Annotated in this window: 26 protein-coding genes and 1 pseudogene; 15 read left to right on the plus strand and 12 right to left on the minus strand. The window is 61.5% G+C overall.

The genetic code is table 11. From position 1 onward, the window contains the following. Nucleotides 1-99 precede the first annotated feature (99 nt). Nucleotides 100-2,427: a TonB-dependent receptor gene (locus B2V90_RS04725; protein ID WP_293919950.1), complete on the plus strand. Its 2,328-nt coding sequence runs from the start codon at nucleotides 100-102 to the stop codon at nucleotides 2,425-2,427. Between the two features lie 148 nt (nucleotides 2,428-2,575). Here the strand turns inward: B2V90_RS04725 and B2V90_RS04730 are convergent. Beyond that, a pseudogene (locus B2V90_RS04730) lies at nucleotides 2,576-2,704 on the minus strand (LysR family transcriptional regulator); the annotation flags it as partial. Between the two features lie 135 nt (nucleotides 2,705-2,839). Beyond that, on the minus strand, nucleotides 2,840-4,267 hold the full coding sequence (locus B2V90_RS04735) for a LuxR C-terminal-related transcriptional regulator (RefSeq protein WP_228222029.1): 1,428 nt from the start codon (nucleotides 4,265-4,267) through the stop codon (nucleotides 2,840-2,842). A 265-nt stretch (nucleotides 4,268-4,532) separates the two neighbouring features. Here B2V90_RS04735 and B2V90_RS04740 point away from each other — a divergent pair, with 265 nt between their 5' ends. From B2V90_RS04740 to B2V90_RS04805, 14 genes are all read left to right on the plus strand, one after another. Continuing rightward, nucleotides 4,533-5,489, plus strand: a complete 957-nt coding sequence (locus tag B2V90_RS04740; protein WP_009821049.1) for a ferritin-like domain-containing protein — start codon at nucleotides 4,533-4,535, stop codon at nucleotides 5,487-5,489. Nucleotides 5,490-5,522: 33 nt separating this feature from the next. After that, nucleotides 5,523-6,509 carry a ferritin-like domain-containing protein gene (locus B2V90_RS04745; protein ID WP_228222030.1) on the plus strand — a complete coding sequence of 329 codons (987 nt, stop codon included), beginning with the start codon at nucleotides 5,523-5,525 and terminating at the stop codon, nucleotides 6,507-6,509. Between the two features lie 32 nt (nucleotides 6,510-6,541). Further along, nucleotides 6,542-7,885: an Nramp family divalent metal transporter gene (locus B2V90_RS04750; RefSeq protein WP_009821047.1), complete on the plus strand. Its 1,344-nt coding sequence runs from the start codon at nucleotides 6,542-6,544 to the stop codon at nucleotides 7,883-7,885. Nucleotides 7,886-7,903: 18 nt separating this feature from the next. After that, nucleotides 7,904-8,026, plus strand: a complete 123-nt coding sequence (locus tag B2V90_RS04755; protein ID WP_266103122.1) for a hypothetical protein — start codon at nucleotides 7,904-7,906, stop codon at nucleotides 8,024-8,026. Nucleotides 8,027-8,145: 119 nt separating this feature from the next. Next, nucleotides 8,146-8,697: a sigma-70 family RNA polymerase sigma factor gene (locus B2V90_RS04760; RefSeq protein ID WP_293919956.1), complete on the plus strand. Its 552-nt coding sequence runs from the start codon at nucleotides 8,146-8,148 to the stop codon at nucleotides 8,695-8,697. Further along, on the plus strand, nucleotides 8,690-9,382 hold the full coding sequence (locus B2V90_RS04765) for an anti-sigma factor (protein ID WP_228222119.1): 693 nt from the start codon (nucleotides 8,690-8,692) through the stop codon (nucleotides 9,380-9,382). The genes B2V90_RS04760 and B2V90_RS04765 overlap by 8 nt, the downstream gene beginning before the upstream one ends. A 62-nt stretch (nucleotides 9,383-9,444) precedes the next feature. Further along, the gene (locus B2V90_RS23045; RefSeq protein WP_323132799.1) at nucleotides 9,445-9,762 is read left to right on the plus strand and encodes a hypothetical protein; all 318 of its coding nucleotides are present in this window, start codon (nucleotides 9,445-9,447) and stop codon (nucleotides 9,760-9,762) included. 12 nt (nucleotides 9,763-9,774) lie between these two features. Then, on the plus strand, nucleotides 9,775-10,185 hold the full coding sequence (locus B2V90_RS04775) for a MerC domain-containing protein (RefSeq protein WP_228222032.1): 411 nt from the start codon (nucleotides 9,775-9,777) through the stop codon (nucleotides 10,183-10,185). Further along, entirely contained in the window at nucleotides 10,182-10,415 is a 234-nt protein-coding gene (locus B2V90_RS04780; protein ID WP_228222033.1) for a hypothetical protein, read from the plus strand. Before B2V90_RS04775 ends, B2V90_RS04780 begins: the two co-directional genes overlap by 4 nt. Further along, the gene (locus B2V90_RS04785) at nucleotides 10,412-11,545 is read left to right on the plus strand and encodes a CobW family GTP-binding protein (protein WP_228222034.1); all 1,134 of its coding nucleotides are present in this window, start codon (nucleotides 10,412-10,414) and stop codon (nucleotides 11,543-11,545) included. Before B2V90_RS04780 ends, B2V90_RS04785 begins: the two co-directional genes overlap by 4 nt. Further along, nucleotides 11,542-12,015, plus strand: coding sequence for a phosphoribosyl-AMP cyclohydrolase (hisI, locus tag B2V90_RS04790; protein ID WP_228222035.1), 474 nt, complete (start codon nucleotides 11,542-11,544; stop codon nucleotides 12,013-12,015). The genes B2V90_RS04785 and hisI overlap by 4 nt, the downstream gene beginning before the upstream one ends. Nucleotides 12,016-12,017: 2 nt before the next feature. Then, nucleotides 12,018-12,521, plus strand: coding sequence for a Fur family transcriptional regulator (locus tag B2V90_RS04795; protein ID WP_266103123.1), 504 nt, complete (start codon nucleotides 12,018-12,020; stop codon nucleotides 12,519-12,521). 35 nt (nucleotides 12,522-12,556) lie between these two features. After that, nucleotides 12,557-14,641: a M3 family metallopeptidase gene (locus B2V90_RS04800; protein WP_228222037.1), complete on the plus strand. Its 2,085-nt coding sequence runs from the start codon at nucleotides 12,557-12,559 to the stop codon at nucleotides 14,639-14,641. Between the two features lie 8 nt (nucleotides 14,642-14,649). Then, nucleotides 14,650-16,017, plus strand: a complete 1,368-nt coding sequence (locus B2V90_RS04805) for an alkaline phosphatase PhoX (RefSeq protein WP_293919961.1) — start codon at nucleotides 14,650-14,652, stop codon at nucleotides 16,015-16,017. 201 nt (nucleotides 16,018-16,218) lie between these two features. Here B2V90_RS04805 and B2V90_RS04810 read toward each other — a convergent pair whose 3' ends face one another. From B2V90_RS04810 to B2V90_RS04855, 10 genes are all read right to left on the minus strand, one after another. After that, nucleotides 16,219-16,530 carry a hypothetical protein gene (locus tag B2V90_RS04810; RefSeq protein ID WP_228222039.1) on the minus strand — a complete coding sequence of 104 codons (312 nt, stop codon included), beginning with the start codon at nucleotides 16,528-16,530 and terminating at the stop codon, nucleotides 16,219-16,221. Then, a complete protein-coding gene (locus B2V90_RS04815; RefSeq protein WP_266103124.1) occupies nucleotides 16,527-17,021 on the minus strand; it encodes a DUF3299 domain-containing protein in 495 nt (164 codons plus the stop codon). Before B2V90_RS04815 ends, B2V90_RS04810 begins: the two co-directional genes overlap by 4 nt. Before the next feature lie 114 nt (nucleotides 17,022-17,135). Next, on the minus strand, nucleotides 17,136-17,627 hold the full coding sequence (locus B2V90_RS04820) for a DUF3299 domain-containing protein (protein ID WP_228222041.1): 492 nt from the start codon (nucleotides 17,625-17,627) through the stop codon (nucleotides 17,136-17,138). An 11-nt stretch (nucleotides 17,628-17,638) separates the two neighbouring features. Continuing rightward, entirely contained in the window at nucleotides 17,639-18,928 is a 1,290-nt protein-coding gene (locus B2V90_RS04825; protein ID WP_228222042.1) for an ABC transporter permease, read from the minus strand. Beyond that, nucleotides 18,925-19,665 (minus strand): ABC transporter ATP-binding protein, encoded by a 741-nt coding sequence (locus B2V90_RS04830; RefSeq protein WP_293919965.1) that lies wholly within the window; start codon nucleotides 19,663-19,665, stop codon nucleotides 18,925-18,927. The genes B2V90_RS04825 and B2V90_RS04830 overlap by 4 nt, the downstream gene beginning before the upstream one ends. A gap of 306 nt (nucleotides 19,666-19,971) precedes the next feature. Beyond that, nucleotides 19,972-21,801 carry a CocE/NonD family hydrolase gene (locus tag B2V90_RS04835; protein WP_228222121.1) on the minus strand — a complete coding sequence of 610 codons (1,830 nt, stop codon included), beginning with the start codon at nucleotides 21,799-21,801 and terminating at the stop codon, nucleotides 19,972-19,974. Between the two features lie 133 nt (nucleotides 21,802-21,934). Then, on the minus strand, nucleotides 21,935-22,759 hold the full coding sequence (locus B2V90_RS04840) for a class I SAM-dependent methyltransferase (protein ID WP_228222043.1): 825 nt from the start codon (nucleotides 22,757-22,759) through the stop codon (nucleotides 21,935-21,937). 1 nt (nucleotide 22,760) lies between these two features. Continuing rightward, the gene (locus B2V90_RS04845; protein ID WP_228222044.1) at nucleotides 22,761-24,815 is read right to left on the minus strand and encodes a S46 family peptidase; all 2,055 of its coding nucleotides are present in this window, start codon (nucleotides 24,813-24,815) and stop codon (nucleotides 22,761-22,763) included. Nucleotides 24,816-24,889: 74 nt separating this feature from the next. Continuing rightward, entirely contained in the window at nucleotides 24,890-25,486 is a 597-nt protein-coding gene (locus B2V90_RS04850) for a DUF1826 domain-containing protein (RefSeq protein ID WP_228222045.1), read from the minus strand. Beyond that, nucleotides 25,483-26,706: a GTP-binding protein gene (locus B2V90_RS04855; protein WP_228222046.1), complete on the minus strand. Its 1,224-nt coding sequence runs from the start codon at nucleotides 26,704-26,706 to the stop codon at nucleotides 25,483-25,485. The genes B2V90_RS04850 and B2V90_RS04855 overlap by 4 nt, the downstream gene beginning before the upstream one ends. Between the last annotated feature and the right edge of the window lie 200 nt (nucleotides 26,707-26,906).

Here is a 26,906-nt window from a genome sequence, read left to right on the forward strand (position 1 = left end):
TCAGATCATGTCTGCCAATCATTACAGCGGTCTGTAAACACGTTGACGATATGTTATATCCTCATTAGGTGCACCCCATTCTGAAAACGGAGGGTTACCTTGAGCGTCGCCAATTCGCAGAAGGCGAAAGCCTGCCTCATTTCTATTGTGTCCACCTTGGCTTTCATGCCTATCGAGGCCCTGGCCGAGGACGCGGAGACGGACGATCGCAAAGAGGAGGTTTCAGGCGGGACTCGCGTAAAGTCCGCGCGCGATACCATTGTCGTCACCGGACAGTCGCTCAGCGGGTCTGACGGAGCGACGCCGCTACCTGTCACCGTGCTGAGCGGCGAAGCACTGGTCCATCGCCGGCGCGGTACGCTGGGCGAAACGCTGGACGGACTGCCCGGCGTTCACATGGATAATTTCGGCGCCGGCGCTTCGCGACCCATCATTCGTGGCCAAACGCTCCCCCGTATCGAGATACTGTCCGATGGCGCGAATGTGTTTGATGCGGCCTCGGTGTCACCCGACCATGCCATCGTTACCGATCCGCTGTTGCTCGACGCGATCGAGGTGCAGCGGGGCCCGGCGGCGATCCGCTATGGCGGGAGCGCCGTCAACGGCGCGATCAACCTCATCGACAGCAAGGTACCCAAGGCGCTTCCCGATGGGGGGATCACCGGCGCTACCGAAGTGCGATATGGAACGGCGGATCAGGAAATGACTACCGCTGGTCGCATTACCGCCGCGTTGGGACCAATCGCACTTCACGCGGAAGGATCTTATTCAGATCGTGAGGATTACGACGTGCCGGACAGCTACGGTTCCGGCAGGCTTGCGGATTCCTTCGCTGAAAGCTCAAGCTATGCGATCGGCGCATCCTGGGTGACCGACACGGGCTATATCGGGGTGGCATACACACGGCAGGATGCTCAATATGGCCTGCCAGGACACAGTCACGCCAATGGCGTATGCCACCTGCACGGATATCCTTTTCCTGCGCCCGGCCGGATCGACCTGCATTGCATCGGACATGGCAACTACCAGAACCCGCTCACCAATCCCGACAGCGACACGGCGCTGATAGACCTGCGCAGCGAACGCGTCGACTTGCGCGGTGATTTCGTCGATCTGCTACCCGGCATATCCAATGTTCGGATCAGGGGTTCATATACCGACTATCAGCACGACGAAGTCGATGGCCCGATCCTGTACAGCCGCTATGCCAACGAGGTGTGGGATGGCCGAATCGAGCTAACCCACAAGCCCTTGTTCGGATTCACCGGCACTCTGGGTGTGCAATATACCGATGGCACATTCAGCGGGCTGAACCTGATCGACCTGCATGTGCCGCCTACCGCATCGTTCGGCTTTGCCGGCACGCAGGAGTATCGGACCGAGAATATCGGCCTGTTCCTCAGCGAGCGCCGCAGTTTTGGCCCCGTCGATATCGAAATCGCGGCGCGCAAGGACTGGAGAACCATCAAGACTCCAATTCCCGGCGAGTTCTACATCAATCTCGAGGAAGAATATTGGGGTTATTACATCGACAATTATGGCGACGACTGGCGTCAGGATGTCGAACGGGAGCGCCGGGAGTCCTTCATCGCGAGCAATCCCGATCGGAAGCATAACCCCTTCTCGATCTCCTTGGGTGCAACCTGGAATGTCACTGACGGATACTCGCTAGCGCTTTCGCTCGCGCAGACCGAACGCGCGCCCAATGTCCGCGAGCTGTTCGCCGACGGCAGCAGCCTGGCGACCAACAGTTACGAGGTCGGCCTGCTGGCGACGGGTTTCGTACAGGATTACCTTCCCGAAGACCTGTTTTCCTATGACGACGATGTCATGGAGCGGGCGCGGGCGATCAATCTGACCTTCCGCAAGGCGGGCGGACCGCTGGAGTTCGAAGTCGGCGCCTTCTATCAGGATGTCGACAACTACATCTTCGCGCACTTGCTCGAGACCGAATTCACCACCGGCCAGCGCCACGACTTCCTGCTCTACACCACCGCAGATGCCGAATTCTACGGCGTAGACGGGGAGGTCAGCTATCAGTTTGATGAGAGTTCGCAGGTGACCGTCTTTGGCGATTATGTCGCGACCAACCTTACAAATGATGACGACAATCTCCCGCGCATCCCGCCCGGTCGGCTTGGCGCACGCTACGCCTATGCAGCCGGTCCGATTTCTGGCGACATCGAATATTATCGCACGTTCGGGCAGGATAAGGTGGCGCTCTACGAGACGCCTACCGACGGCTATAACATGGTCAACGCCACCATCGCTTACACAATCGATATGGCTCGCGGCGCGGACCTGGAACTCTACGCTCGCGGCACGAACCTGAGCAACGAGCTTGCCTTCGTACACACGTCGTTCGTCAAGGATCAGTCGCCGCTGCGGGGGCGAAGCATCGTGTTCGGGCTGCGGACGCAATTTTAGAGAGTGCGTGGCGGCCGGCCACCATCGGCCGCCACTTGATGCCAGTCCATAGCGGCCGCTCTGTGCACCTCTCAACCCAGAAGCCGATCGTCAGCTATTGGCCAATCTTAAGTGTTAAGGTTAGAAAAGCCGCCGGTCGGCACCCGGTTAACTGGCCCAGCGTTTCGCCATTATTCGCCTCGATCGTGCCCTGGACGCTCAGCGCATAATCGCGGCCATTCTTGCGGAACGGCCAGACCGGTTCGGCCCGGCGAAAGTTGAAATTCAGACAATTGTTCAGCGCCCGGCATGGCTCCTTCGATGAGACACATGGTTATAAGCCCATTGCGTGAGCTGATCGTCTGGCATTGAGGAGCGAACACCTGCGAAAGCGCGCGTACTCATGGTGTTTGCGCTCCGTGCTTGAGCAGGATCACGACCGGTGCCTGTCCCGATCGCCATGACCGGCCTGTCCGATCCCTGCGCGGTGCGCCATTTGCAGAAGTTCGGAAAGATTGCGGGCGTCCAGCCTTTCCATAAGGTGCGCGCGATGGACCTCGACGGTCCGTGGACTGATTCCAAGGGTGCGCGCGATGCTCTTGTTCGTGCCGCCGTCGACGAGACCCAGCAGCACATCGCGCTCGCGGCGAGGCAGCCGAGCAAGTCGGTCATGAAGGTCGTGACGATCCTCCCCCACCTGTTCGAAACGGGACGGCAAGGCTTCGCAAGCGTGCCGAACCGCTTCGTCCAGGTCGTGGGACGTGACTGGCGCGAGGAGAAAATCAATCGCCCCCGCGCGCATCGTCGCGATGATCTCGTCACTCTCCGTCAATGCGTCGCCGATGAAGACTATCTGAAGATCCGCTGGACGGGCCGACAGGATGCGGGAGAGTGATGCTGCGGCAAGATCGATGCCCCGTATGTCGACGATGATGCAGCCCGGGTTCAGTACATCGGCCACATGCATCAGCGCCTCGGCCGATGAGAACCGCTTTATGCGGTGGTTTGATCGGACGAGCGCGTCATTCAGAGTTGGATCGGCAGCATTCGGATGCTGAATTAAATAGATCTGGATTTCCGGTGACACGTCTTCGACGATGCCGCCGATCCAGTCTTCCTGTCCGGGGCCGGCCGGGATCGCGAAGCAGGTCTCGCGTATCTGGAACCGTATGATGCCTTGTGTATCGACAAGACGGTAATGAAGCTTGCGCACAATGCCATGCGCGGCGTCTGCCCGCGCTTCAAGCAGACGTTGCCGGTCATCCTGGTGGACGGCTTGCAGCCAATCGCCATGCTCCTGTCCTGAGCTCTCCATGCCCCACAGGCGCTTGGCGGCAGGGCTCAGATATTCGACCGCGCCACTTGAGGCATGGGTGATCCAGAGCGCATGATGCGAATGCTCTGCAAAACGCTGGAAATGCGTGATTTCCAGGCCCGGCGCCGGCGACGCCCGCAAACCATCCGAAATATCCTCGACGACGACCATGGCGCCAGAGATACCCGATATGGTGGTGGAGGCGAGCGGCACGACACTCATCGAAAGGCGCACTTCCTTGCCGAGATCGTCGCGCAGATTGAATTCGACGGCCGGCATGACGATCTCGCCGGCCATCGCCTTCGTGACGGGATGCGCGAGGAGAGACAGCTGTGTCCCGTCATCAAGAAAACCGCGCCGGCAATCGGCCAGCAGGCAATCGAGAGACATGATGTCAGCGCCCATGTTGCGGCCAAATTGCGCGTTGGCATGGAGTAGCAGGCCATCGTCATCGAAGAGGCCAATGCCGACCGGAACGCGGTCGAGTATGTTAATCAGCTTTTCCGCACGGAGCTCGTCCGTTATTGGCCCACTCTCTCTCGCCATATCCGCTCCCTGATTGGCAGATGCGCGTCCCAGCTCTCTCAAGCTACGGTTGCTTGGCCGAAAAGGATGCAGTGGCTGATCCAGACCACTGAAAAATTATGAGCGAACTACGCACAACGTCCTTAAGGGCAGATCGTTGCTACGTGTCATCCCTTAGATATTGCGCGGAATAGGCAGCGACCGCTTCGTCCGTCACGCCTTTGATTGCTGGCCATGTTCGCACTGGTGGCGAACGTCTCCGGTCAGCCCATCGGAGGAAAGCGACATGAACGAAGATGAGGATCGGACCATCGATCGCCTGCGCGAGCATGGCGAGCGGCGCCAGCAGCGGCGCGAATTTTTCCGTGCGATCGCGGCCGTGGCGGGCGTTGCCGGGAGCATGCAGATGGCGATGACGATTGCGCCCGCCCATGCCCAGGCGACCGCCGTCAGCGATGCGGATGTGCTCAATTTTGCGCTGAATCTCGAATATCTGGAGGCGCAATTTTACGCCTATGCGGCAAGCGGCGTCGGCCTTTCCAACAGCGACCTGTCGGGCAGCGGCTCTCAGGGCGCCGTCAGCGGCGGGCGTCAGGTCAATTTCAGCGACCAGATTGTGGCCCAATATGCCCGGGAGATCGCAGCGGACGAACTGGCGCATGTCAAATTCTTGCGCGCGCAGCTCGGCAATTCGGCGGTCGCGCAGCCGGCCATCGACATCGGCGTGGGTCCCAACAGCGCCTTCTCCGCCGCCGCGCGCGCGGCTGGCCTCATCGGCGCAGGCGAGACGTTCGATCCCTACGCCAGCGACGAGAACTTCTTGCTCGGCGCCTTTATTTTCGAGGATGTGGGCGTAACCGCTTATAAGGGTGCCGCCCCGCTCATCACCAACGAGACCTATCTGGAAGCAGCTGCCGGCATATTGGCAGTGGAGGCTTATCATGCCGCGATCGTGCGGACGACGCTCTATGGCAAGGGCATCGACACGCCTGCGCTGCGGTCGTCGGCGGACAAGATTTCCGACGCACGCGACAGCCTGGATGGGGCGAGTGACCTCGATCAGGGCATCTCGCCGATCGGATCGGCGTCCAACATCGTGCCGCTGGACGACAATGGCATCGCCTACAGCCGCTCGACCGGACAGGTGCTCAACATCGTCTATCTCAACAACGCTGCGGTGAGCGGGGGCGGCTTCTTCCCGTCCGGCGTCAACGGTTCGATCCGCACCAGCGCCGCTAACTGAGCGGCCGTCCCAGCCTTTTAAAGGAACAAGATCATGGACCAGAATGATGCGATCATGGCCGCCCTCAGGGCCCGCGCACAGCGCCGCGAAGAACGCCGGCGCTTCTTCAAGGTCGCCGGGAGCGCCGCCGTCCTGGCGTCTGCCGGCAGCCTGTTGTCGGCATGCGACGACGACGACAAGACCACCACGCCGACGCCTACCCCCACGCCTACACCTCCGCCAAGCTTGACGGATGCCGACGTCCTGAATTTCGCGCTTCAGCTCGAATATCTGGAGGCGCAATTCTATACCTATGCCGTTACCGGCGAAGGACTGCCGGGCAGCCAGTTGACGGGAACCGGAACGCAGGGCGCAATCATGGGCGGCCGCAAAGTCACCTTCAGCGATCCTGTCGTCGCCCAATATGCGGCTGAAATTGCCGGGGATGAGGCCAAGCATGTCCTTTTCCTGCGCAATCAACTCGGCAGTTCGGCCGTGGCCCAGCCGGCGATCGATATTAGTGCGGGATCGACAAGCGCCTTCTCAGCGGCGGCGCGGGCGGCGGGCCTTATCAACGACAACCAGTCCTTCGATCCTTATGCCAATGACGAGAACTTCCTGCTCGGGGCGTTCGTGTTCGAGGATGTCGGCGTGACTGCCTACAAGGGCGCAGCTCCCCTGATCTCGAACAAGACCTATCTGGAAGCGGCTGCCGGCATTTTGGCGGCTGAAGCCTATCATGCCGGACTCATCCGCACGGTACTCTACCGCAAGGGGTTGGAAGCGCCCAGCCTGCGGACATCTGCCGACAAGATTTCCGATGCCCGCGACAGTCTCGACGGGTCTTCGGATCTGGACCAGGGCATCAGCCTATCCGACGGCAAGTCCAACATCGTGCCGACCGACACAGACGGCATCGCGTACAGCCGGTCCGCTGGCCAGGTTCTCAACATCGTCTACCTGGACAAGACCGCCAAGAGCGCGGGCGGCTTCTTCCCGTCGGGCTTGAACGGCAACATCAAGACCAGCGCTGCGAACTGACGCCCCGCAACGGACACGACGAGGAGCCGCCCATGTCCCCACCACCGCCCGCCGCCGACACGATCATCGATCCGGTCGCAACGGCCTATCAGCCAAGCCTGCCCGAATCCCATCGATCGGTCGGCGTGCCTGGCGGGGTGGGGCAGTTTTGGCGCAAGCTCGGCGCCTTTGCGGGGCCGGGTTACCTTGTCGCCGTGGGCTATATGGACCCCGGCAACTGGGCAACCGACATCGCGGGCGGGTCGGCTTTCGGCTATACTTTACTGTCAGTCATTCTCTTTTCCAATCTGATGGCGATGCTGTTGCAATCGCTCGCCGCCCGGCTCGGCATCGTTACCGGGCTGGACTTGGCGCAGGCCTGTCGCCAGCATTACAGCCGGCCGGTCCGTATCTTCCTGTGGCTGATGTGCGAGATGGCGATCGTCGCCTGCGACCTGGCCGAGGTGATCGGCACGGCCATCGCCCTGCAACTTCTGTTCGGCATCCCGCTCGTGCTCGGTATCTGCATCACCGCCGCCGACGTGCTGCTGATCCTGATGCTCCACCAGCGCGGCTTCCGTCAACTGGAAGCCTTTGTCGTCGCGCTGCTGATCGTCATCGCCGTCTGCTTCGCGATCGAACTGGTCTTTTCGCAGCCCGATATGGCCGCCGTCGCGAAGGGATTCATACCCACGGCGCAGATCGCCACCAACCCGGCGATGCTCTATATTGCGATCGGCATCCTTGGCGCGACAGTGATGCCGCACAACCTTTATCTCCATTCCTCGCTGGTGCAGACCCGCCGGTTCGACCGGACACGCGGCGGCATTCGCGAAGCGATCCGCTTCGCCACCATCGACAGCACGGTGGCACTCGGTTTCGCCTTTTTCATCAATGCCGCGATCCTGATCCTCGCGGCGTCCGCCTTTCATGCGAACGGACGAACCGATGTCGCCGATATCCATCAGGCTTATGATCTGCTGACCCCGGTGCTGGGCGCGGCTGGCGCGAGCGCATTGTTTGCGACCGCTTTGCTCGCATCGGGCCAGAATTCGACGGTGACGGCGACGCTCGCCGGCCAGATCGTCATGGAGGGCTTTGTCGACTTCAAGGTCAGCCCGTGGGTCCGTCGCCTTGCGACCCGGTTGATGGCGATCGTGCCCGCTGTGATCGTCGCCATCCTCTATGGGCAAAGCGGCACCACCACGCTGTTGATCTTCAGCCAGGTCATCCTCAGTCTCCAACTGCCCTTCGCGGTCGTGCCGCTGGTGCGCTTCACCAGCAACTCCAAGCTGATGGGCAGTTTCGTCAACACGGCATGGATCAAGGCCATCGCCTGGGGCGTGTCGGCAATCATCATTATCCTCAATCTCAAGCTGCTCTCTGAATTTGTCTGACGCCAAAGGAGTTTAAAAATGGATCGTTTCGACAACTTTACCGGTATCGCCATCTCGCGCCTGACCAACCCTCGCAAGCTGATGGTGGGATGTTGCATCCTGCTACTTGCGCCTATTCTGACTGTCGGGACGATGATGTGATTCCGATCGACGCAAGGTTTTTCCTTGCGTCATGGGTCCGATGTCGGCCCAATGCGTTATGCTGTCCATGAAACCCGAAGGGAGCGGGACAGCGGATGCAGGATGGGGCCGAAAACGAAATGCAAGCGGCCCGACAGCAGCTGGTTGAAGCCATGGCGGATGCGGCGTCCGGCGAGACATCTGCGGTAAAGACGATCTATGACATGACCTCGGCGAAACTCTTCGGAATATGCCTGCGTATCTGCGGCGATCGGGAGGCTGCGGAGGATGTGTTGCAGGACGTCTATGTGAAGGTGTGGCGCCGGGCAAGTTCGTTCGATCCTGCCAAGGCCAGTCCGATCAGCTGGATGGCAGTGATCGCGCGTAACGCCTCTATCGACTGGTGCCGGCGCGAGACGCGTCATGCAGACTCCTCGGATGACACCCTGATGATGGCCATTGATGATGCGCCTCTGGCAGATACCCGGCTGGAGCAGGTCGAGATGCGTGCGCGGCTGATGGCCTGTCTGGAGAATCTGAGCGCTGACCAGTCTGGCGCCATCCGCCTCGCGTTTCTCGAGGGGCGGACGTATCAGCAATTGTCGCAGGATCAGGGAACGCCAGTTGGAACACTCAAAAGCTGGGTCAGGCGCGGCATCGCGCAATTGAAGGCGTGCCTTGGTGATGACTGAACCCACGCCGCCCGAACAGGATCTGCTCGCGGCCGAGCTGGCTCTTGGCCTGCTGGACGGGACGGAACGCGCGGAGGCGCTGCGCCTGTGCCTGTCCGATCCGGCCTTTGCGCGAGCGGTCGATGCGTGGAGCATCCGCCTGTCGCCCTTGCTGGATAGCGTGCCCCCTGTGGTGGCGCCCGAACGCGCATGGCATGCGGTGGCCGCGCGCATCGGTGCAGTGCCTCAGCTTGCAAATGATGCGACCGTTCGCCAGCTGAGGCATTGGCGTCGCGGGGCGCTGCTACTCGGTGGGATCGCGGCTTGCCTCGCCCTTTTCCTCGTGGTCCGCCCGGCCAAGATACCTGGCTCACCTAGCGTTGGCGTGTCACAACTCGCCGACGCCAGCGGTGCCGCGATATTGGGTGTCGCCTATGATCGTCAGCATGGGACGTTGCGACTCAGTCAAACGTCCATCGGGACGGCGACTAAGATGCCAGAACTCTGGATTATCCCTTCCGACGGCAAGCCACGATCGCTCGGCCTGCTGGCGCAGGACACAAAATCGATCCACGTCAGCCGGGAAATGCAGATCTTCTTCGAAAATGGCGCCACTCTGGCGATCACGCTGGAAGATCCCGGGACCGCCCCGCATGAGGCGCCCAGCTCCACACCGATCCTGACCGGCAAGATCACCGATATCTGACCGGCAGGAGCATCCGTCTGACTCCTCATGACGTAACTTCGTCGCATCTCCCGCAGAAGGGAATGCGCGAAGCAGAACATACCCGACATGGCTTTTTCATTTCATCGCCACGTGGCGAGCATCGGCGCTCTTCTCTTATCGTCGGCGGGGGCCTGACCACGCAGGCCAAAAATCCCATGGTCGGCCGCGCCGCCATATATCCCACGAAGACGGTTATAGACAATGTGGTCAACTTGAAGGACCACAACACTGGTCGCGGCGATCACGGCAACGGGAGTTGGCAAAGCCCTGTTGTCAGTGGAAGCCATAATTTACCCTTGACCTTTATGTTACAGTATATCATCTCCAGTACAGCAAGGGCAAGGAATGCCCAGCGCTGATGGGAGTCGGGCATGGCCGTCAATACGCAAGGACAACGACTATTTGACGGTATCGCGATCGGCGCCTCGATCCTCTGTATGATCCATTGCCTTGTCCTGCCTGTTTTGATCGTCCTGCTGCCGACCCTCGCCGCCTTTTTCATGATGCCCGAAGACTTTCATGTCTGGGCGCTCGCGCTTGCCGTCCCCACTAGCGTCCTGGCCCTGGCGACCGGCTATCGCCGCCATCGCAGGATCAGGCCAACGATCATCGCGCTGCCGGGGCTCGGCCTGCTGGCCTTCGGTGCTTTGCTGGCGCCCACCGAGAGCACGGAAACCATGTTGTCTGTTGCTGGCGCACTGCTCCTTGCCATCGGACATGCCCTCAACTGGCAGTCAATGCATGATAGCGGCGCACCGCAGAGAGGAAGCCGGACCTTATGAAACCGCCGCTTATTGCCCGCAATTACGAGGAATGGAAACATTGCATCACGGTCTTGTGCCGCATTCCGCTGACGCCCGCTTTCTTCGAAGCGCGCATCGCGGCGCTCGCCGATCCGCGTGATTATGGAACGGTGCGCTTTGTCGAAACCTGGGGAGAAGCCCATCTTGAGCGGGTAAAAGCCTGGTTTCTTGAGGCCCGCGCCGAACTTGCTGCCGGGGGCGCTTCATGAGCGCGCTTTTCGCCGGTCCCCAGTCGCTGATTCCGGTGTCGGTGCTGACCGGCTTTCTCGGCAGCGGCAAGACCACGCTGCTCAATCATCTGGTCAATGCGCCGGAGATGCGCTGCGCGCTTGTCGTCATCAACGAGTTTGGCGCGGTCAGCCTCGACCATGATCTCATCACCCGGTCGAGCGATGACCTGGTGGTGGAAATGATGGGCGGATGCCTGTGCTGCACGATCCGCGGCGATCTGCTGCGGACGCTGCGCGATGCACCTTGGCGATTCGCGCGCGAGGGCAAATGCTGGTTCGACCGCGTGGTCATCGAGACGACGGGCCTTGCCGATCCAGCGCCGATCTTGCACACGCTGATGACCGATAGCCACCTGGCGACGCTCTATCGGCTGGACGGGGTGATCGCGACGGTGGATGCCGCCGCCGCCATGGCGACGCTCGACGCGCAGGAGGAGGCGATCAAACAGGCCGCCATGGCCGATCGCATCCTGCTGACCAAGACCGACCTTGTCACAGGCGATAAGCGAGTGGCAATTGAGCAACGACTGCGCGCACTCAATCCCGCCGCACCGATCATTCCGGTCAGCAATGGAGAGGCCGATCCCCGCTCGCTATTCGATGCGGGCCTCTACGATCCTGCGACCAAAACGAACGACGTCCAACGCTGGCTTCAGGCCGAGGCTTATACGGACGATCATCACAGGCATGACCACCATCACCATCAAAACCTGAACCGCCATGACGATCATATCCACGCCACCTGTCTGATGTTTGACGAACCGCTTGATGCCGAAGGCTTCGAGCGATGGCTGGAGATCCTCACCATGTTCAAGGGGGCAGACATCCTGCGCATCAAGGGGATCGTCAACCTGATCGGGGAGCCGAAGCCCGTCGTTATCCACGGCGTCCAACATATCTTCCATCCACCGGTGCTGCTCGATGCCTGGCCATCGGATGACAGGAGGACGCGGCTGGTTTTCATCACGCGCGACATACCCGCTGAAGAACTGCGCGATACGCTGGCGCTGCTTACCAGCGGCATCGAACGCTACAGGCTGGCGGGCTATGTCGAGGATCTGCTCAACGACCGCGCGCCCGCCCTCAGTTCCGGGAGCATCGGATCATGACGATGTTCGCCGCACGCACGGGCGTCGAGCAGGTCGAACTCGGCCATGATCTCGCGCCGCGCTTCGATGCGGAAGGGCTGATGCCCGCGATCGTCGTCAATGCCGACGACCAGATGGTTTTGATGCTTGGCTATATGAACGCCGAAGCGTTGGAGCGGACATTACGGACGCGCCAAGCGCATTTCTGGTCACGCAGCCGCCGCGCCTTGTGGCGCAAGGGTGAACATAGCGGCTTTAGGCAGAGGGTCGATCATGTGCTGGTCGATGACGATCAGGATGCGCTGATCCTGATGGTGACGATCGATGGGCCGGGAAGCTGCCACGTCGGGTTCCGATCCTGCTTCTATCGCGAAGTCGACCTCGACATGCTCCCGGATAAAAGTCCGGTCAGACTGCGTCGCATCGAGCGCGAGGCTGCATTTGACGCGAAGACAGTCTATGCTGGCCTGCCAAATCCTACGCGGCTGTGATCATGCGAGCTGCGCCCCTTTCGCTCCACACAGCCGATAGTAAATTTCGCTTGCCCGTGCGGCGAACACCAGAAGATCTGGACGCGCTCATCCTCGACCTCCTCGCTCGATCGAACCGGCCGATCAGCGCCTACGACATTTCCCATCGGTCCATGGACGTTGGCCGGCCGGTCGTGCCCAACCAAGTGTATCGGACGCTCGCGCGGCTGATCGAACGGGGCTTGGTCCATCGGGTGGAATCGCTTTCAGCCTATATGCTGAGGCAGCAATCCTTCGACGGATGCATGATCTGCGATCAGTGCCATACGGTCCAACTCCTGTCTAATCCGGAGGTCATTTCCGGGCTTGAGGATTGTGCACAGCGGCTGGGTTTTGCCATCGAGCGGACCGTTGTAGAACTGCACGGGCATTGCGGGGATTGTGAGGCCAATATCCGCGCCACTGGCGACCATGAGGCAGCGCTGGCTTTGCCAACTGTCTCTTCATCACCCATCGTTGGAGTTTGAACGTGCATCTGCTTGCCTGTACTGCCCCTATTGCCATGCTGATATCCCCGCTCTCCACCGCCGCCGCTGCACCGGCCGCCGCCTTGGCTGACCAATCGACCAACCCGTTGCTCGGCGAATGGACGACCCCTGACGGGGTGCCGCCCTATGACCGAATCCGACCAGAGCATTACGAGCCTGCATTCGATGCCGCCCTTGTCGCCGCCCGTGCCGACTATCGGCGCATCTCCGACAATGCCGCCGTGCCTACCTTTGCCAACACGATCGAGGCGATGGAGGGCGCCGGTCGCCCGCTCGGCCGCATCGCCAGCGTCTTTTTCAACGTCGCGTCCGCCGACGCGACCGACGCGATCCAGGCGATCGAGGAGCGCGTCACGCCAAAGCTGACCCGCCTTTCGAACGAGACCTTCCTTGACCAAAAGCTTTTTGGCCGGGTCGACCGGATGTGGAAAGCGCGCGCCACGCTTGGCCTCGACCCCGAACAGGCGCGCCTGCTGGAAGAAACCCATGAGAAGTTCGTCCGCGCCGGCGCGGCATTGCAGCCGGCCGCACGGGCGCAAGTCGCAGCGATCAACGAGGAGTTGGCAAAGCTGGGCGTTGAATTCGGACAGAAGCTGCTGGCCGACCAGAAGGCGAACGACGTTCTCCTGACGGCCGACGACGTTGCCGGTTTGCCGGGCGACCAGCGCCGCGCCGCAGCGATCGCGGCGAAGGCGGCTGGGCGCGAGGGGGGCTACCTCTTTCCCGCCACGCGATCGGCCGCGGAGCCGTTTTTGACGGCGTCGCCCAATCGGTCGGCGCGCGAGCAGATCTGGCGCGCCTTCGTAATGCGCGGCGACAACGGCAATGCGAACGACACCAATGCCATCATCGCGAAGCTGGTCACGCTCAGGATCAAGCGGGCGAAACTGCTCGGTGCACAGAGCCACGCCGAATTCGTGCTTGAGGACCAGATGGCTAAAACGCCAGAAGCGGCGATGGACCTGCTGATGAAGGTCTATCGCCCCGCATTGGAACGCGCGAAGGAAGAATTGCGCGATATCACCGCCCACGCCGCCAGGGATGGGATCAGCACGGTCGAACCTTGGGACTGGCGCTATTATGCCGAACAAGTGCGCAAGGAACGCTATGCGCTCGATGAGGCTGCGATCAAACAATATATGCCGCTCGACGGCTGGGTGGCAGCGCTGTTTGATACCACAAACAAGCTCTACGGCATCACTGCGCACGAGCGGAAGGACGTACCCGTCTATGCCGACGGCGTGCGGGTCTGGGAGTTGCGCGAGGCGGACGGGCGCAAGATCGGCCTGTTCTACGCCGATTGGTTCGCGCGGCCGACCAAGCGCCCGGGTGCCTGGATGAACAGCCTGCGGGACGAGAATAGCCTGTTCGGCGAGCAGGCGATCGTCGTCAATAACCAGAATATCGTGCCGCCCGCCCCGGGCCAGCCCGCGCTGATCTCAATCGATGAGGCCGAGACCCTGTTTCACGAGTTCGGTCACGGCCTCCACGGCCTGCTCAGCAAGGTGCGCTATCCCAGCCTGTCGGGAACCGCCGTCTCGCGCGACTTTGTGGAGTTTCCAAGCCAGGTCTATGAACATTGGGTGATGCAGCCGCAGGTACTGCGCAAATATGCGCGCAACGCGGCGGGCGAACCCATGCCAGAGGCAATGATGCAGTCCCTGATCAAGGCGCGGACATTCAATCAGGGCTATCTGACGGTCCAGCAACTCTCCTCCGCGATCCTGGACATGCGGTTGCATTCGCTGACCAGCCTGCCCGCGAATTTCGATGCCCGAACATGGGAGGCGGCGCAGCTCAAGGATCTCGACGTGCCGGAGGAAATTGGCATGCGGCATCGGCTTGCCCATTTCAGCCATATCTTCGACGGCGGCTATTCGGCGGGCTATTATGCCTACACCTGGGCGGAAGTCATGGATGCCGACGGGTTCGAGGCCTTCACGGAAGCGGGCAACATCTTTGATCCAACCCTCGCTGCAAAGCTGCGCCGGGAGATTCTGGAGCGTGGTAACACGCGTGACCCGGTCGAAAGCTATACGGCGTTTCGAGGCAGGATGCCGTCGCCCGACGCGCTGCTGCGAAACCGGGGATTGGAATGAGAGCGCGAATGTCGGATGAGGAAAGATGCGCCCCGGCAAAGATGCATCGGCGTGGATTTGCGATCAGCATGGCGACGGCGCTGGGCGGGCTGGCGATCGCGGGCTGCGCTGAACGCACGTCTCTTTTGACCGGCGCGGCTACGCCATCGGCGGGCTATGGCCCTACCCTTCCTGACCCTGCCGGATTGCTCGATCTGCCTGCAGGCTTTTCCTACCGCGTTGTCTCTCAATTCGGTGAGGCTATGAGCGACGGCCACGCCGTGCCCGACCGTGCCGACGGCATGGGCTGCTTCGCACTGCCTGGCGGACGTCACGCGCTGGTGCGCAACCATGAACTTTCACCGAACGGTATCGACCAGGGCGCCTTGCGCGGGGCGGCGGGCGATCTGCTCGCCTACGACCGGCTGAGCGACGGTCGCGCGCTTCCCGGAGGCACGACGACGATCGTTATCGACGATGCGAGCGGCCGGGCAGTTTCGCAGCATCTGAGCCTCGCTGGCACGATCCGCAACTGCGCGGGTGGTATCACGCCGTGGGGCAGTTGGTTGAGTTGCGAGGAGGACCTCACCAAAGCGGGGAATGGGGTCGGCCAGGATCATGGCTGGGTGTTCGAAGTTCCGGCAACGGCGCGGGGGCTGGTCGATCCGCAGCCGATCCGCGCCATGGGCCGCTTCAATCATGAAGCCGCGGCAGTCGATCCACGTACCGGTATCGTCTATCTGACCGAGGATCGCGATGATGGGCTGCTCTACCGCTATGTGCCTGATCGTCCTGGCAGGCTCATGGCGGGAGGGCGCCTCCAGGCCTTGGCGCTGCTAGATCCCGCGCGAACCGACAGCCGGAACTGGGCCGGCACCGACGTGGTGGAGGGCGACTGGTTGGCTGTCCGCTGGATCGACCTCGATGGGACCGATGCTCCAGACGACGATCTGCGCCAACGCGGCAATCAGGCGGGTGCGTTGCGGTTCGCGCGGGGCGAAGGGATCCACTGGGGCGATGGCGAGCTGTTCTTCTGCTGCACTTCGGGGGGCGCGGCGAAATTGGGGCAGATCATGCGGCTGCGGCCCGGACGGTCGGGGGATCGGCTCCAGCTCTTCGTCGAATCGCGCGGCAAGGCAATGCTCAACTTCGGCGACAATCTGACGGTGGCGCCCAATGGCCATCTCGTGGTGTGCGAGGATCAATATACCAAGGTGGTCGCCAACCGGCTGATCGGCGTGACGCCGGGCGGCGCGACCTATGTGCTGGCCGCCCTGACCGCACAGACCGAGCTTGCGGGTGCCTGCTTCTCGCCTGATGGCAGAACCCTTTATGTCAACGCTTATAGTCCGGCCAAGACCTTGGCTATCACCGGGCCGTGGATGCGTATGGCCTGAAGGGAATCTTTAATACGACCCTTGGCTTTGGCTTTGTGCATGGGCCTTGCATCTGCACTGGCCAGTGGCTGGAGGCGCCTTTGCTACCGCTCGCCCCAAATTGCAGCATCCTGCCTTCTGGTGCCCCGCTCGTTAAAGACCTGTTTGCTTTGCGATCAGGCACATAGCGCATTTGGGTCAGCAAAGATCGCCCTAATGGGTTTATTGTTGCGCCATTTCGGCCGGGGCGGGATCAGCCTTGAAACGTGAGGCGAACACGGCCTTGGCTTTTTCCAGCTCGGCCGCCTTCTCTCGGTCATAGCGTGCCAACGCTTCCTCCTGCGCCGCGAGCTGTTGCTCATAGGTCAAGCCAGTATAATCAATCGCGGCCAGAATGTCCGCTTCCCCGAAGCCATATCCATGCATGTCGCACGCCATCGCCGGCATCGCGACGAGCAGCAATACGCCAGATGCCATTTTAAACATGATTGAAACTGGACCACGCATGGATCTTGTCCTTTCAATGCCGCTCAAATCTCGCGGCTCTCCTGCATCTGGTAGAAAATGCCACTTTCGTCCTCGCCGCTCAGGATCAGCTGTCCTTCAAAGGACTGAACGCCCGATCGTACCGCGATGGGGGAATTCGTCCTGATCTCGATGAATTGGTTGGGCGCAGGATTCAGGTGGAACGGGCAGTCAGGTGGATAGGCGAGCAGAACGAAATGCGTCTGCTTGGGGCTGTTTTGAAGCGGCATGACATAACCACTGACCTTGATCCGCTTGCCGTTGAGTGCCTTTACCTTCTGCGAAAAGGCGGGCTTCGAATAGATCGTGCCGGTTTGGCGTCGCTGGATTTCCTTTGTCGATTCAAGCACCGTCCAGGATATGCCTCCTGGCGGCGCGGCGGCCGGTTTCCATACCGACTCGGACGGTTTCAAATTATCGGGACGCTGCGCGACCGCCGTCGGCGCGATCAGGACCGCCACCGCCACGACATGGCACAAGAATAAAGCTGCGACGCGCAACACATGTCTCCGATCAGATATGAGATATCGTGATATTCCGACATGACGAAGTCAAGCTGGGTTCCCGCCATTCGCCCCAGCCCTTCGCGCAAAATCGCGGCGGTTCATCATGTCTCAGCCGGGACGCGCGTTGACGAGACGATAGAAGATGCCACTCTCATCATAGCCGGTTAGCTGAAGCGTGCCGGTAACCACATGCACCTTGCTCTCATCGGTCGGAAAGGGGACCGCGGCTTTGATCTCCATGAACTGGTTCGGCAGCGCGTGCATGTGAAACGGACAGCCTGGGGGATAGCCGAGTAACACCCAATGTTTCTGCTGGCGGCCATTTTCCAGCGGCATCATCCAGCCAGCCACCTTGACCTGCTTACCGTTGAGCGCCTTCACCGCGGCCGGGAATGTCGGCTTGGTGAAGATCGTCATCGTCGCTTCGTCCGTGCGATCGTTGAGCTTGGTCTGCTGCAACAGGGACCAGGGCGTGCCGCCCGGCGGCGTTTTTGCCGGTTGCCAGACATCTTTCGCTGGCGCCGGTTTGCCCAGCTGCATGGCGGCGCCAGCAGGAATGGACATAGCGAATAGGATCGCGGCCAGAAACGGAAGGCGCATCGTCAAAATTCCTAGCTTGAGCGGGAAAGAGTATCCGCGAGATCAAGGCGGAACACACGAATGGCGGGAATTATCGCCGCCACAAAGCCGATGCCTAGCACCGCAAGGACGATGCCCCATTCGCCCGGTAGGAGGGCGAGCGGATCAAAGCCCAAGTCTCTGAGCTGCGCGAAATTAGCGCGCGCGAGCGCCAGGATGCCGTGTCCCAGGACGAGACCTGCGATGGCGCCGATCGCGGCAATGAGCAGCCCTTCAACGACGATCGTGCCAAAAACCTGCACGCGGCTCGCTCCCATGACCCGCAGCAGCGCAAGGTCGCCCTCACGCGCCGATGCCGCCGCCAGGAGCGCGACGAAAATGGAAAGCCCCCCGGTCGCTGCGAGCAACCAGGCGAAAAGCTGCGCCCCATCGATGCCGACCCCCAGTAGCGAGAGCAGGCGCGCGGTCTCTATTGCCGGCACCGCTGCCTGCATGTTGGTCTGGCGGTTGATCATGGACGGGATGCGCACCGCGCCGAAAGCGGACTTGTAGGACACAAGCAGCGCGGTGATTTCTGGCTTCATTTCCTCATGTTCTGTCAGGCTGGCGGCCTCGTGCTCGTACTCGTGCTCATCCTGATGCGCGCCGGCCTCGTGATGGCCCGTATCTTCGCCCTCATGGGCTTGCGTGCCATGATGATCGTGGTCGATGCCATGCGCGTCCCAAACGCTCTCGACCGGGGTGAGGATCAACCGATCCATAACAGAGCCGGTGGGGGCAAGTATGCCGACAGTCGTAAAGGGCGAATGTTCATGCTCTCCGGCCGCCCCGTCCGCGACCAGTCCGTGCGATCCGACGAAGCGCTGGCCGAGATCCATGCCTAGCTCCTGCGCCACGCGCGCGCCGATCACCACCTCTTGCGCCTTGCCGAACATCCGCCCTTTGGCGAGCTTTGCATTCTGTAGCGTCAAATAGGACGGCTCGGTGCCGACGATGCGATAGCCCCGGAAATTGTCACCCATGGCGAGCGGTATCGCCTGACGCACCGAAGGATCGCGGCGCAGGAGGGCAACGCTCTCGAGCGGGATATTTCCGGTTGGTGTATCCATTTGGTAGATGCTGGACAGGATCAGCTGAAGCGGCGATCCCTTGGCGCCGACCACAAGGTCTATCCCTTGCGCATCGCGTTCGAAACGCTCGCCAAGCTGCGTCGAGACCGACAGCAGCATGACGAGTGTGGCCACCGCCAGCGCCAGCAGCAGAATGTTGAGCGCCGTCATCAGCGGACGATCGCGCAGATAAGCGAGGGCAAGGCGGATCATTGGACCGTTGTCCCTGCCGGAACGAGGCTGACGGTGCGCGGGATCAGCGCCTTGAGCCGTTCATCATGCGTGGCGATGAGCAAGGTCGATCCATTGCGGTCGGCCGTTTCGAGCAGAAGGGAAGCCACCCGACGGGCATTGTCGTCATCCAGCGCCGAGGTGGGCTCGTCCGCGATCAGCAGCCGTGGCTTGCCAACCAGTGCGCGCGCGATCGCCGCCCGCTGCGCCTCGCCCTGGCTCAGCAGCCGCGGCTTGGCCGAAGCCCGGTGGCCGACGCCGACCTGATCCAAAAGGGCATCTATATTATCGTCGTTAGCGGGATGCCCACTTAAACGGCTCGCAAGGCGCAGATTGTCGCGGACGGTCAGTGCCGAAACCAGTCTCAGCGACTGGAAGATAAGCCCGATCTTATCACGCCTCAGTCGGTCGCGAGCAGCCGCGCCTTGTCCGGTCATCGGTTGGCCATCAATGATGATGCTACCCTGATCGGGTTCCAGCAAACCCGAGATAGCATGGATCAGCGTCGTCTTGCCCGACCCTGACGGTCCTAGAAGCAGATGGTGCTCGCCCTCATTCAGCTCGAGCGCCAATTTACAGAGAACCGGTCGTTTATCATACCGATGTTCCAACGCTTGTACGACCAAGATAGGATGGGCGGACATTGTCTGAATCTCCCGTGCCGCACCCCCGCGGCCACAGCAACAAAAACGATATATCGTTACACGCCCGTCGTACAAGGCTTGTTTTCGCTGGAATATGGAAGGAAATCTCGCGTCGCGTTGGTTGCTCAGAATGGCAGGGAGGGCAAGACTGCGATTACTCGCACTTTGCGGCGGACGGGCGGTCTTTGCCAGACCGCGCGCATATCAGGACCCCGTTCGCGCCTTTTAGCAGCGCCTTCGTCATTTCCACTATGGCTAGTTCTTCACGGATAAACCCTTCGGAAAAGCGCATTGAGACAAGGGTCCGAAGTTTGAAGGCTGATCGCGCTGGGCTGATGTCGTCCATCCACGACTTTCCAGCGCGACCGATCATATGGTGGTTCAGTCTTGAATGATGGGCAGCCAGACGGCGCTGGCCGCGTCGCCGCCCCGGTGGATCGTCTCGGTCGCCTTCATATAGTCTTCGGGCTTGGCCTCCATGATCGAGTTCACCCAGCTTTGCGGGTTGCGGTCGTAGAGCGGAAACAGGCTGGATTGCACTTGCACCATGATCTTATGGCCCGGCAGAAAGACATGGTCGACATTGGGCAGCGACCATTGGAAAGCATAGGTTTTCCCCGGCTCCAGCGGCGCGGGAGTGGAGAAGCCGTGGACATAGCGACCGCGGAAAATCTCGATGCCGATGCCCAGCTGGTAGCCCGCCATGGCTGGATTGGCGGAGTTCTCCTGAGGATAGACGTCGATCAGCTTGACGACGAAATCGCTGTCGCGCCCTGTGGTCGCAGCCCGCAGATCGACCTTGGGCGCCCCCTTGACATGCACGGGCTTGTCGAGCGTGCCGGTTGTGTAGCTGAGCACATCCGGACGACCGTCGACGAAGCGCTGGTCATGCACCAGCCAGGTTCGCCATTCCTCACCCTGCATATGGACCGGGCGCGGCAGCATCGGCACGGGCTTGGCAGGATCAGAGACATAGCTGTCACTGCCTGCCTCCGGCCTGGTCCAGGACAAGCCGAAATTGCTGCCGAGGTAAAGCGGCGTCGGCGTGCCCGCCGGCCATTGCTGGGACACCTCCCACTGATTTGCGCCGGTCGCATAGGTCAGCACGGGAGGGGTCGTGCATGGTGGCGGATTGGATTTGAGATGGCAGTCCAGAAAAGGCTTCATGTACCGCGTGCGGAACTGCAGCCCCGTGTCGCCTTCCCATTGCAACGGGCCAAGGGCGCGGGCTTCATAATTAACCTGGCTATGCCGCCAGGGACCGATGACGAGGCTGACCATGTCATTGGCCGCGTCCTGCTTTTCCAGCGCCCGGTAGACAGCCGGGGCGCCATAGCTGTCTTCCTGGTCCCACTGGCCGACAACCAGCATGGTCGGAACCGTCAGCTTTCTCTTCTCCAGCAGCTTGTCGACCGCCTGCCCCTGCCACCATGCGTCATAGCTGGGATGCTCCAGCACCTTGCGCACCACCGGCAGGTCCAGCAGGCCGTATGCGCGGGCATAGTCGGCCGCTGACCCCGCCTCCAGATAGGCGCTATATTCGTCGCCCGTCCCCTTGGGCACTGCCCCGCCGCCCTTCTTCACCGTCTGGCCCAGGTCATAATCGAAGCCGAAGGTGCGGAACGCGCCGTTGTGGAACCAGTCGTCGCCCATCCACCCGTCGACCATCGGGCTTTGCGGCACCGCGGCCTTGAGCGCCGGATGCGGGTCGATCAACGCCATGAGCGACGTGAAGCCGAGATAGGAGGAGCCGGTTATGCCGACCTTCCCGTTGCTCTCCTTCACATTCTTCACCAGCCAGTCGATCGTGTCATAGGCGTCGGTGGCGTGATCGACCTTGGTCGGGTTGAGCGGGCCGCGCAGCGGGCGGTTCATGACATAGTCGCCCTCCGACCCGTCAAGGCCGCGCACATCCTGATAGACCCGGATATAGCCGTCATTGACGAACTCCGCGTCCATTACGGGCAGGATCTCCTCGATCTTCTGGCTGCGGTTGCGGCTGGTCGATTTGTCGGCATTATAGGGCGTGCGGCTCAGCAGGATCGGCGCATCGCTCACGCCCTTGCGATACACGATAACGGTGTAGAGCTTCTTCCCGTCGCGCATCGGGATCATCACCACTTTGCGCACATAGTCGGCCTGCGGGCGAACCCAGTCATAGGCCTTGACCTGCTCATTCATCATCGTGTCGGTCAGCGGCGGCCGCTGCATCGGCGCTGCGGCGCCCCCCAGTACCCATCCGCAAAGGGACAGGCATAGTGCGCCGGCCAAGCGGTGACGAAAGGAAACTTTCAAATTGTTGTTATGCATCATCTTTGCTGTCCTTCCGTCACGATGCGCCATCTTATGCGGCTTCTCGCCCCTTATTGCCCGGCTTGGTCGCGACCGCCAGATGCGCCGTCCCCGGCATGCGGATGAGATCGCCATCGCGCCAAGGATCCAACATGGTTTGCGCCTGCGCGATGACGGCGCCGCGCTCGCTTTCGCTCAGCCCGGCGATCAAAGGGTTTGAACCGATCATCGCGCTGTCATGGGTCAATATGCCCGCTGGCAGCACAATGTCATGAGTCCGGCTGTGCAGCGTGACGTGCGCCAGCCCTGCTGCTTCGCACGCGGCAATAATGCAATCGCCCTCATGCAGCGCCATCATGCCAGGCATATCCATGTCGATCGCAATGTCTGGCCATAGGGCCAGCCGCGCCTGCGCCAATAGCTGGTTCGGACCAAATCCATAGGGATTGGCCGCTACCCCAAGGACGGCGAGGCCGCCGGGGCGCAGCACGCGCGCCATTTCGGCAAGGCCCGCCCGCCAATCAGGGAAAAGCGGCACGCCGAAAACCGAGCAGACGCGGTCAAACGAGTCTGCGGGCAGATCGAGCGCCTGACCGTTCATCTGCCGCGCCGTAATGGCAAGTCCATCAGACCGGCCAGCGAGCCGATCAATCATCGTCGCGGAAAAATCGATGGCGGTCACCTGCGCGCCTTCTGCCGCTGCGGCGAGCGCCAGCGCGCCGGGCCCCGTCGCGATATCAAGCAGGGACATGCCTGTTTCGATCTCGGCCAGCGCCACGGCATCGCGGCAAAATTGTGCGGTGAATGGTTCCGCGCCCACGATGTAGGCATCCGCCGTCTCGTCCCAATAGGCAGCGGTTTGAATGGGTTGCGCCACGTCAGCGCGCCTTGAGTTCAGCGACCAGAGCGGGCGCGGGATAGAGTTTTTCCAGCGCCTCCTGCACCGCATCGGTCGACACGACCACGGTGCGGTTCAACACCGGATCATATCCATAATTGCCGCCCAGCGAATGGATGTTGCCGTCAAAGGCCGCGCCGATCACCGCACCGCTCCGGTCGATGACGGGACTGCCGGAATTGCCGCCGATAATGTCGTTGGTGGTCACGAAATCATAGGTCGTGGCGGGATCGATCGCCTTGCGGTTGGCGGCGAAGGCGGTCGGCAGGTCGAACGGTGCGTTCCCGGTCGCGCGGTCGAATGTGCCCCCCATGGTCGTGGCATAGGGGACGGCCTTGCCCCGTTCGGTCCAGCCTTTCACCTGTCCATAGCTGATCCGCAGAGTGAAGGTCGCGTCGGGGTAGAGCGCGTTGCCATAGGCCGCAAAGCGCGCCTCGGCGAGCTTGCCCCCGGCAGCCGTCAGAGGTCCCTGATAATTTTCGTCCACTTGGCGCTTGAGAGCGCGCTGGCGCGGTTCGAGCTTGAGGGCATATTGAATCAGCGGATCCTTTGACGCCTCAATCGCCTGCAACCCGCCATCCCAGAGCTGACGACGATAGTCGGGATCGGAAAGACGGGTCTGCGACACCAGCCGCTCGGCCAGCTGTTCGGGGCTTTCCTTGCCCAGCAGCAACTGCGTGTCCGCATCGTCCACGCCCAGATATTCGCGCGCCTTGGACAGGCTCCAGGACAGTTGCAGCTTTTCCAGCCAGGGATAGAGCGGCCGCTTGTCCAATATCTGCTTTTCCAGCAGCGGCAGCGCGCTGTCGGTATAGCCTGGCAGGCGCTCTCCGTTCGGTTTGGCCCTTTCCTTCGCAACCATGACCAGAGCCTCGGCGTAACCATAAAGATCGCTTGATGGCGTTATGAACCGATAAGGAAGATAGAGCGGGCGATAGGCCTGCACCGCCGCGCTCACATCCGCCCATGGGTCGCCGATCGCGGCATTGCCGCCGCTGCGCTGGCGCAGGTCCGCTTCCGCCTTGGCAAGCCTTCCGGTAAAGTCGGGGTCATTGAGCGCCTTGGTCCGGCCGATATAGACTTTAAGCGAATTTTCGATGCCGTTCAGCATGTCGAGGCCTTCGCGCTGCCTCTCCGGACTGGTGTCCATCGCGGCGATCAGCCGCCCGCGCAGTTCGGACAGGATCGCGACCGTGATCGGCAGGCGCACTTCGCGCTCGAAGGCGAACTGGCTTTGCGTCCACAGCCGCGCCGTCGATCCGGGATTGCCGACGACGAAGGTCAGCTCATCCTTCTTCGGCGGGCGCGGGTTCCATGTCAGATGATCGGATGGCACGACCGGCTTGCCGTTTTCATAGGCGCGCAGGAAACTGGCATCGAGCGAATAGCGGGGAAAGTTGAAATTGTCGGGGTCGCCGCCAAAAGTCGCTGCCCGATCCTCCGGCGCCCAGACCAGCCGCACGTCCGAATATTTGCGGTAGGTATACAGCTTATATTGCCCGCCGCCGAACAGGGTCACGACCTGACATCGCATCGTTTTGCGATCCGGGCAGCCATCGGCCTCGATCTTTGCGATGGCGGCGTCGCGCGCGCGGGTCAGCGCTTCGCCCGTCATGCCCTTATAGGCTCCCTGCACGGTTCCGGTGACATCGGCGATGGCGGTCACGATTTCCGCCTGCTGGCCCGGACACGCCTTTTCATCCTCGCGCCGCGCCGCGATGAACCCCTTGTCGAGAAGATCGGCGTCGGCGCTGCTGTTGTCGAACAGGCAACTGGCGACGCAATGGTGATTGGTGAGGATCAGTCCCGCGCCTGAAACGAAGCTTGCCGAGCAGCCACCCGTCAGGCGAACCGCCGATTTTCGAACATGGTCCAGCCAGGCCTGATCGGGCGCCCAGCCATAGCTGTCACGCATGGCCTTGGTGGGAAAGGCGTCGAAGGTCCACATTCCCTCCTCCGCAGCGGCGGGAGCGGCGGCCATTGCCGCAAGCGCAATGATAGCGGAATACCGCGCCAATATGTGAAGGGACGTCATGCACCTGCCTCCGGTCTGAATCTGATCTTGGGATAGTTGTGCGTCTATTGTGGAAGGTCGAGAAAAAAATGCCGTCAGGCGACGTCGTTTCTCTCGACCGGACTCAGCGCGAAGAGCAGGCGGGTTTCACCCGTTGCCGCGACAGGCGGCGACCGGTGGAGGATGCGCGGTGCCTCGGTCCATTTCCAACCCTTGAAAAGCCCGACCTCGCCAGGTTGCAGCGCCTCGATCTTGTGGTCATCGCCGGCATGAACCCATTGCGTGCCCGGCCCCACCAAAGGCATCAACAGACGCGCGGAAACATTGTCGGCATGGAATTTGCGGCATGCATCGGTTTCGACGACCTCCAGCCGCAACTTCATCCAAGAGCAATCCATGATGGCGGCGAAACGCGCGCATAGCGGCAGTATCTCGTCTGCCAACGCCTGCCTCAATTCCGCATAGCCCGCTGCCTCAAGATAAGCGGGGAGGTCCGCCGCCACAGTCTCGCGCGACACCGGCTCATCAATGTCGTCAATCTGTTCCCAATCGAGCGAGGCGAGCGGCATCAGGCTGTCGGGCAGCAATCGCCGCCAAAGCGCCAGATGCACATCCGGCTCCCATATCCGTGCCAGGATATTGGCATTGTCGTCCTCTACCATCGCATCGCTGCACGCTGCCAGAACGCTCATTCCGCTGCCTCCATCTGCGGCTCCCAGCTTGGGAAAGGATCGCGCAGGCCCATCCACATGTCCGGCGTGAAGCGTGCGACCGCGAGCAGGCAGGCGTCGAGCCGGGCGCGGATGCGCGTTTCGTCCATGCCGATGCCGATGAACACCAGCTCCTGCCGCCGATCTCCCCAGGTCCCGTCCCAATGCTGCGAAACGAAGCGCTCGAAGCGATCATCGTCGGGCCAATGGTTCTTGGGAATGGAGGCCCACCAGCGGCCCATGCGCGCCGTCATCGTCTGCGCTCCGGCAACGGCCAGTTCGCCAACCCAGTCCGGCCGCGTCGCCAGCCAGAAATGGCCCTTGGCGCGCACCACAGTGTCAAGCCCGCCATCGGTCAGGAAAGCATGGAGCTTTGCCGGGTCAAAGGGCTGGCGCGCGCGATAGACGAAGCTCTCGATCCCATATTCCTCGGTTTCGGGCTGATGGCTGGCATAGCCGTAAAGCTCCTTGGCCCAGAGCGGATGTTGCGCGGCCTTGTCTTCGTCGAACAGGCCGGTGTCGAGCATCGCATCGAGCGGCACCTTGCCCTGATCGCACGTGATGATCCGCGCATCGGCATTGAGCGAGGCGACGAGCTTCTTGACGATCGCAAGCTGCTCCGGCGACACGGCGCTCGCCTTGTTGATGACGACCACGTCGGCAAACTCGATCTGTTCGACCAGCAGGCCGACCAGGCTGCGCGTGTCGTCCTCGCCCAGGCTTTCGCCACGGTCGGCGAGGAAATCCTGGCTCGAATAGTCGGCGAGCAGATTGAGCGCGTCGACCACCGTAACCATCGTGTCGAGCCGCGCGACATCGCCCAGACAATGGCCGTCTTCGTCGCGGAAGGAGAAGGTCGTCGCCACCGGCAGAGGCTCGGAAATGCCGGTGCTCTCGATCACCAGCGCATCGAACCGTCCCGCCTCGGCAAGCGCGCGCACTTCCTTCAACAGGTCATCGCGCAAGGTGCAGCAGATGCAACCATTGGTCATTTCAACCAACGCCTCCTCGCTGCGCGACAGCGCCGCGTCGCCGCCGCGCACCAGATCGGCGTCGATATTGACCTCCGACATGTCGTTGACGATCACGGCAACGCGTCGCCCCTCACGATTGGCGAGAATATGATTGAGCGTCGTCGTCTTGCCCGCGCCCAGAAAGCCGGACAGTACGGTGACCGGGAGCCGATTGTCAGTGGAAGCCATATTCTACCCTTGACTTTATGTGACGGTATATCATTTCTCGATACGGCGAAGGACACAGGATGTCCAGCGTCAGTCAGAAATTGTCATGAATGTCTTTCCCCCGAAACAAAGCCTCCCCGACGAACCAGCGCGTGCACCCCTTTGTATGCTTTATCCCTTTGGCTCGCCGCCGCTTTTAGCCATGCAGCTAAGCGCCCTGA

The sequence above is a fragment of the Sphingobium sp. UBA5915 genome, from assembly GCF_002431195.1.
Lineage (GTDB): Bacteria > Pseudomonadota > Alphaproteobacteria > Sphingomonadales > Sphingomonadaceae > Sphingobium > Sphingobium soli.

Coding starts and splice junctions, on each gene's coding strand:
- B2V90_RS04775 (WP_228222032.1), top strand. CDS start 9,775: ATGGCCGTCAATACGCAAGGACAACGACTATTTGACGGTATCGCGATC.
- B2V90_RS04835 (WP_228222121.1), bottom strand. CDS start 21,801: ATGCAGCGGCCGCCGCTGACCGACACGATGATGAATGAGCAGGTCAAG.
- B2V90_RS04780 (WP_228222033.1), top strand. CDS start 10,182: ATGAAACCGCCGCTTATTGCCCGCAATTACGAGGAATGGAAACATTGC.
- B2V90_RS04785 (WP_228222034.1), top strand. CDS start 10,412: ATGAGCGCGCTTTTCGCCGGTCCCCAGTCGCTGATTCCGGTGTCGGTG.
- B2V90_RS23045 (WP_323132799.1), top strand. CDS start 9,445: ATGCGCGAAGCAGAACATACCCGACATGGCTTTTTCATTTCATCGCCA.
- B2V90_RS04755 (WP_266103122.1), top strand. CDS start 7,904: ATGGATCGTTTCGACAACTTTACCGGTATCGCCATCTCGCGCCTGACC.
- hisI (WP_228222035.1), top strand. CDS start 11,542: ATGACGATGTTCGCCGCACGCACGGGCGTCGAGCAGGTCGAACTCGGC.
- B2V90_RS04745 (WP_228222030.1), top strand. CDS start 5,523: ATGGACCAGAATGATGCGATCATGGCCGCCCTCAGGGCCCGCGCACAG.
- B2V90_RS04795 (WP_266103123.1), top strand. CDS start 12,018: ATGCGAGCTGCGCCCCTTTCGCTCCACACAGCCGATAGTAAATTTCGC.
- B2V90_RS04800 (WP_228222037.1), top strand. CDS start 12,557: ATGCTGATATCCCCGCTCTCCACCGCCGCCGCTGCACCGGCCGCCGCC.
- B2V90_RS04765 (WP_228222119.1), top strand. CDS start 8,690: ATGACTGAACCCACGCCGCCCGAACAGGATCTGCTCGCGGCCGAGCTG.
- B2V90_RS04820 (WP_228222041.1), bottom strand. CDS start 17,627: ATGCGCCTTCCGTTTCTGGCCGCGATCCTATTCGCTATGTCCATTCCT.
- B2V90_RS04735 (WP_228222029.1), bottom strand. CDS start 4,267: ATGGCGAGAGAGAGTGGGCCAATAACGGACGAGCTCCGTGCGGAAAAG.
- B2V90_RS04825 (WP_228222042.1), bottom strand. CDS start 18,928: ATGATCCGCCTTGCCCTCGCTTATCTGCGCGATCGTCCGCTGATGACG.
- B2V90_RS04845 (WP_228222044.1), bottom strand. CDS start 24,815: ATGACGTCCCTTCACATATTGGCGCGGTATTCCGCTATCATTGCGCTT.
- B2V90_RS04750 (WP_009821047.1), top strand. CDS start 6,542: ATGTCCCCACCACCGCCCGCCGCCGACACGATCATCGATCCGGTCGCA.
- B2V90_RS04740 (WP_009821049.1), top strand. CDS start 4,533: ATGAACGAAGATGAGGATCGGACCATCGATCGCCTGCGCGAGCATGGC.
- B2V90_RS04760 (WP_293919956.1), top strand. CDS start 8,146: ATGCAAGCGGCCCGACAGCAGCTGGTTGAAGCCATGGCGGATGCGGCG.
- B2V90_RS04805 (WP_293919961.1), top strand. CDS start 14,650: ATGTCGGATGAGGAAAGATGCGCCCCGGCAAAGATGCATCGGCGTGGA.
- B2V90_RS04850 (WP_228222045.1), bottom strand. CDS start 25,486: ATGAGCGTTCTGGCAGCGTGCAGCGATGCGATGGTAGAGGACGACAAT.
- B2V90_RS04855 (WP_228222046.1), bottom strand. CDS start 26,706: ATGGCTTCCACTGACAATCGGCTCCCGGTCACCGTACTGTCCGGCTTT.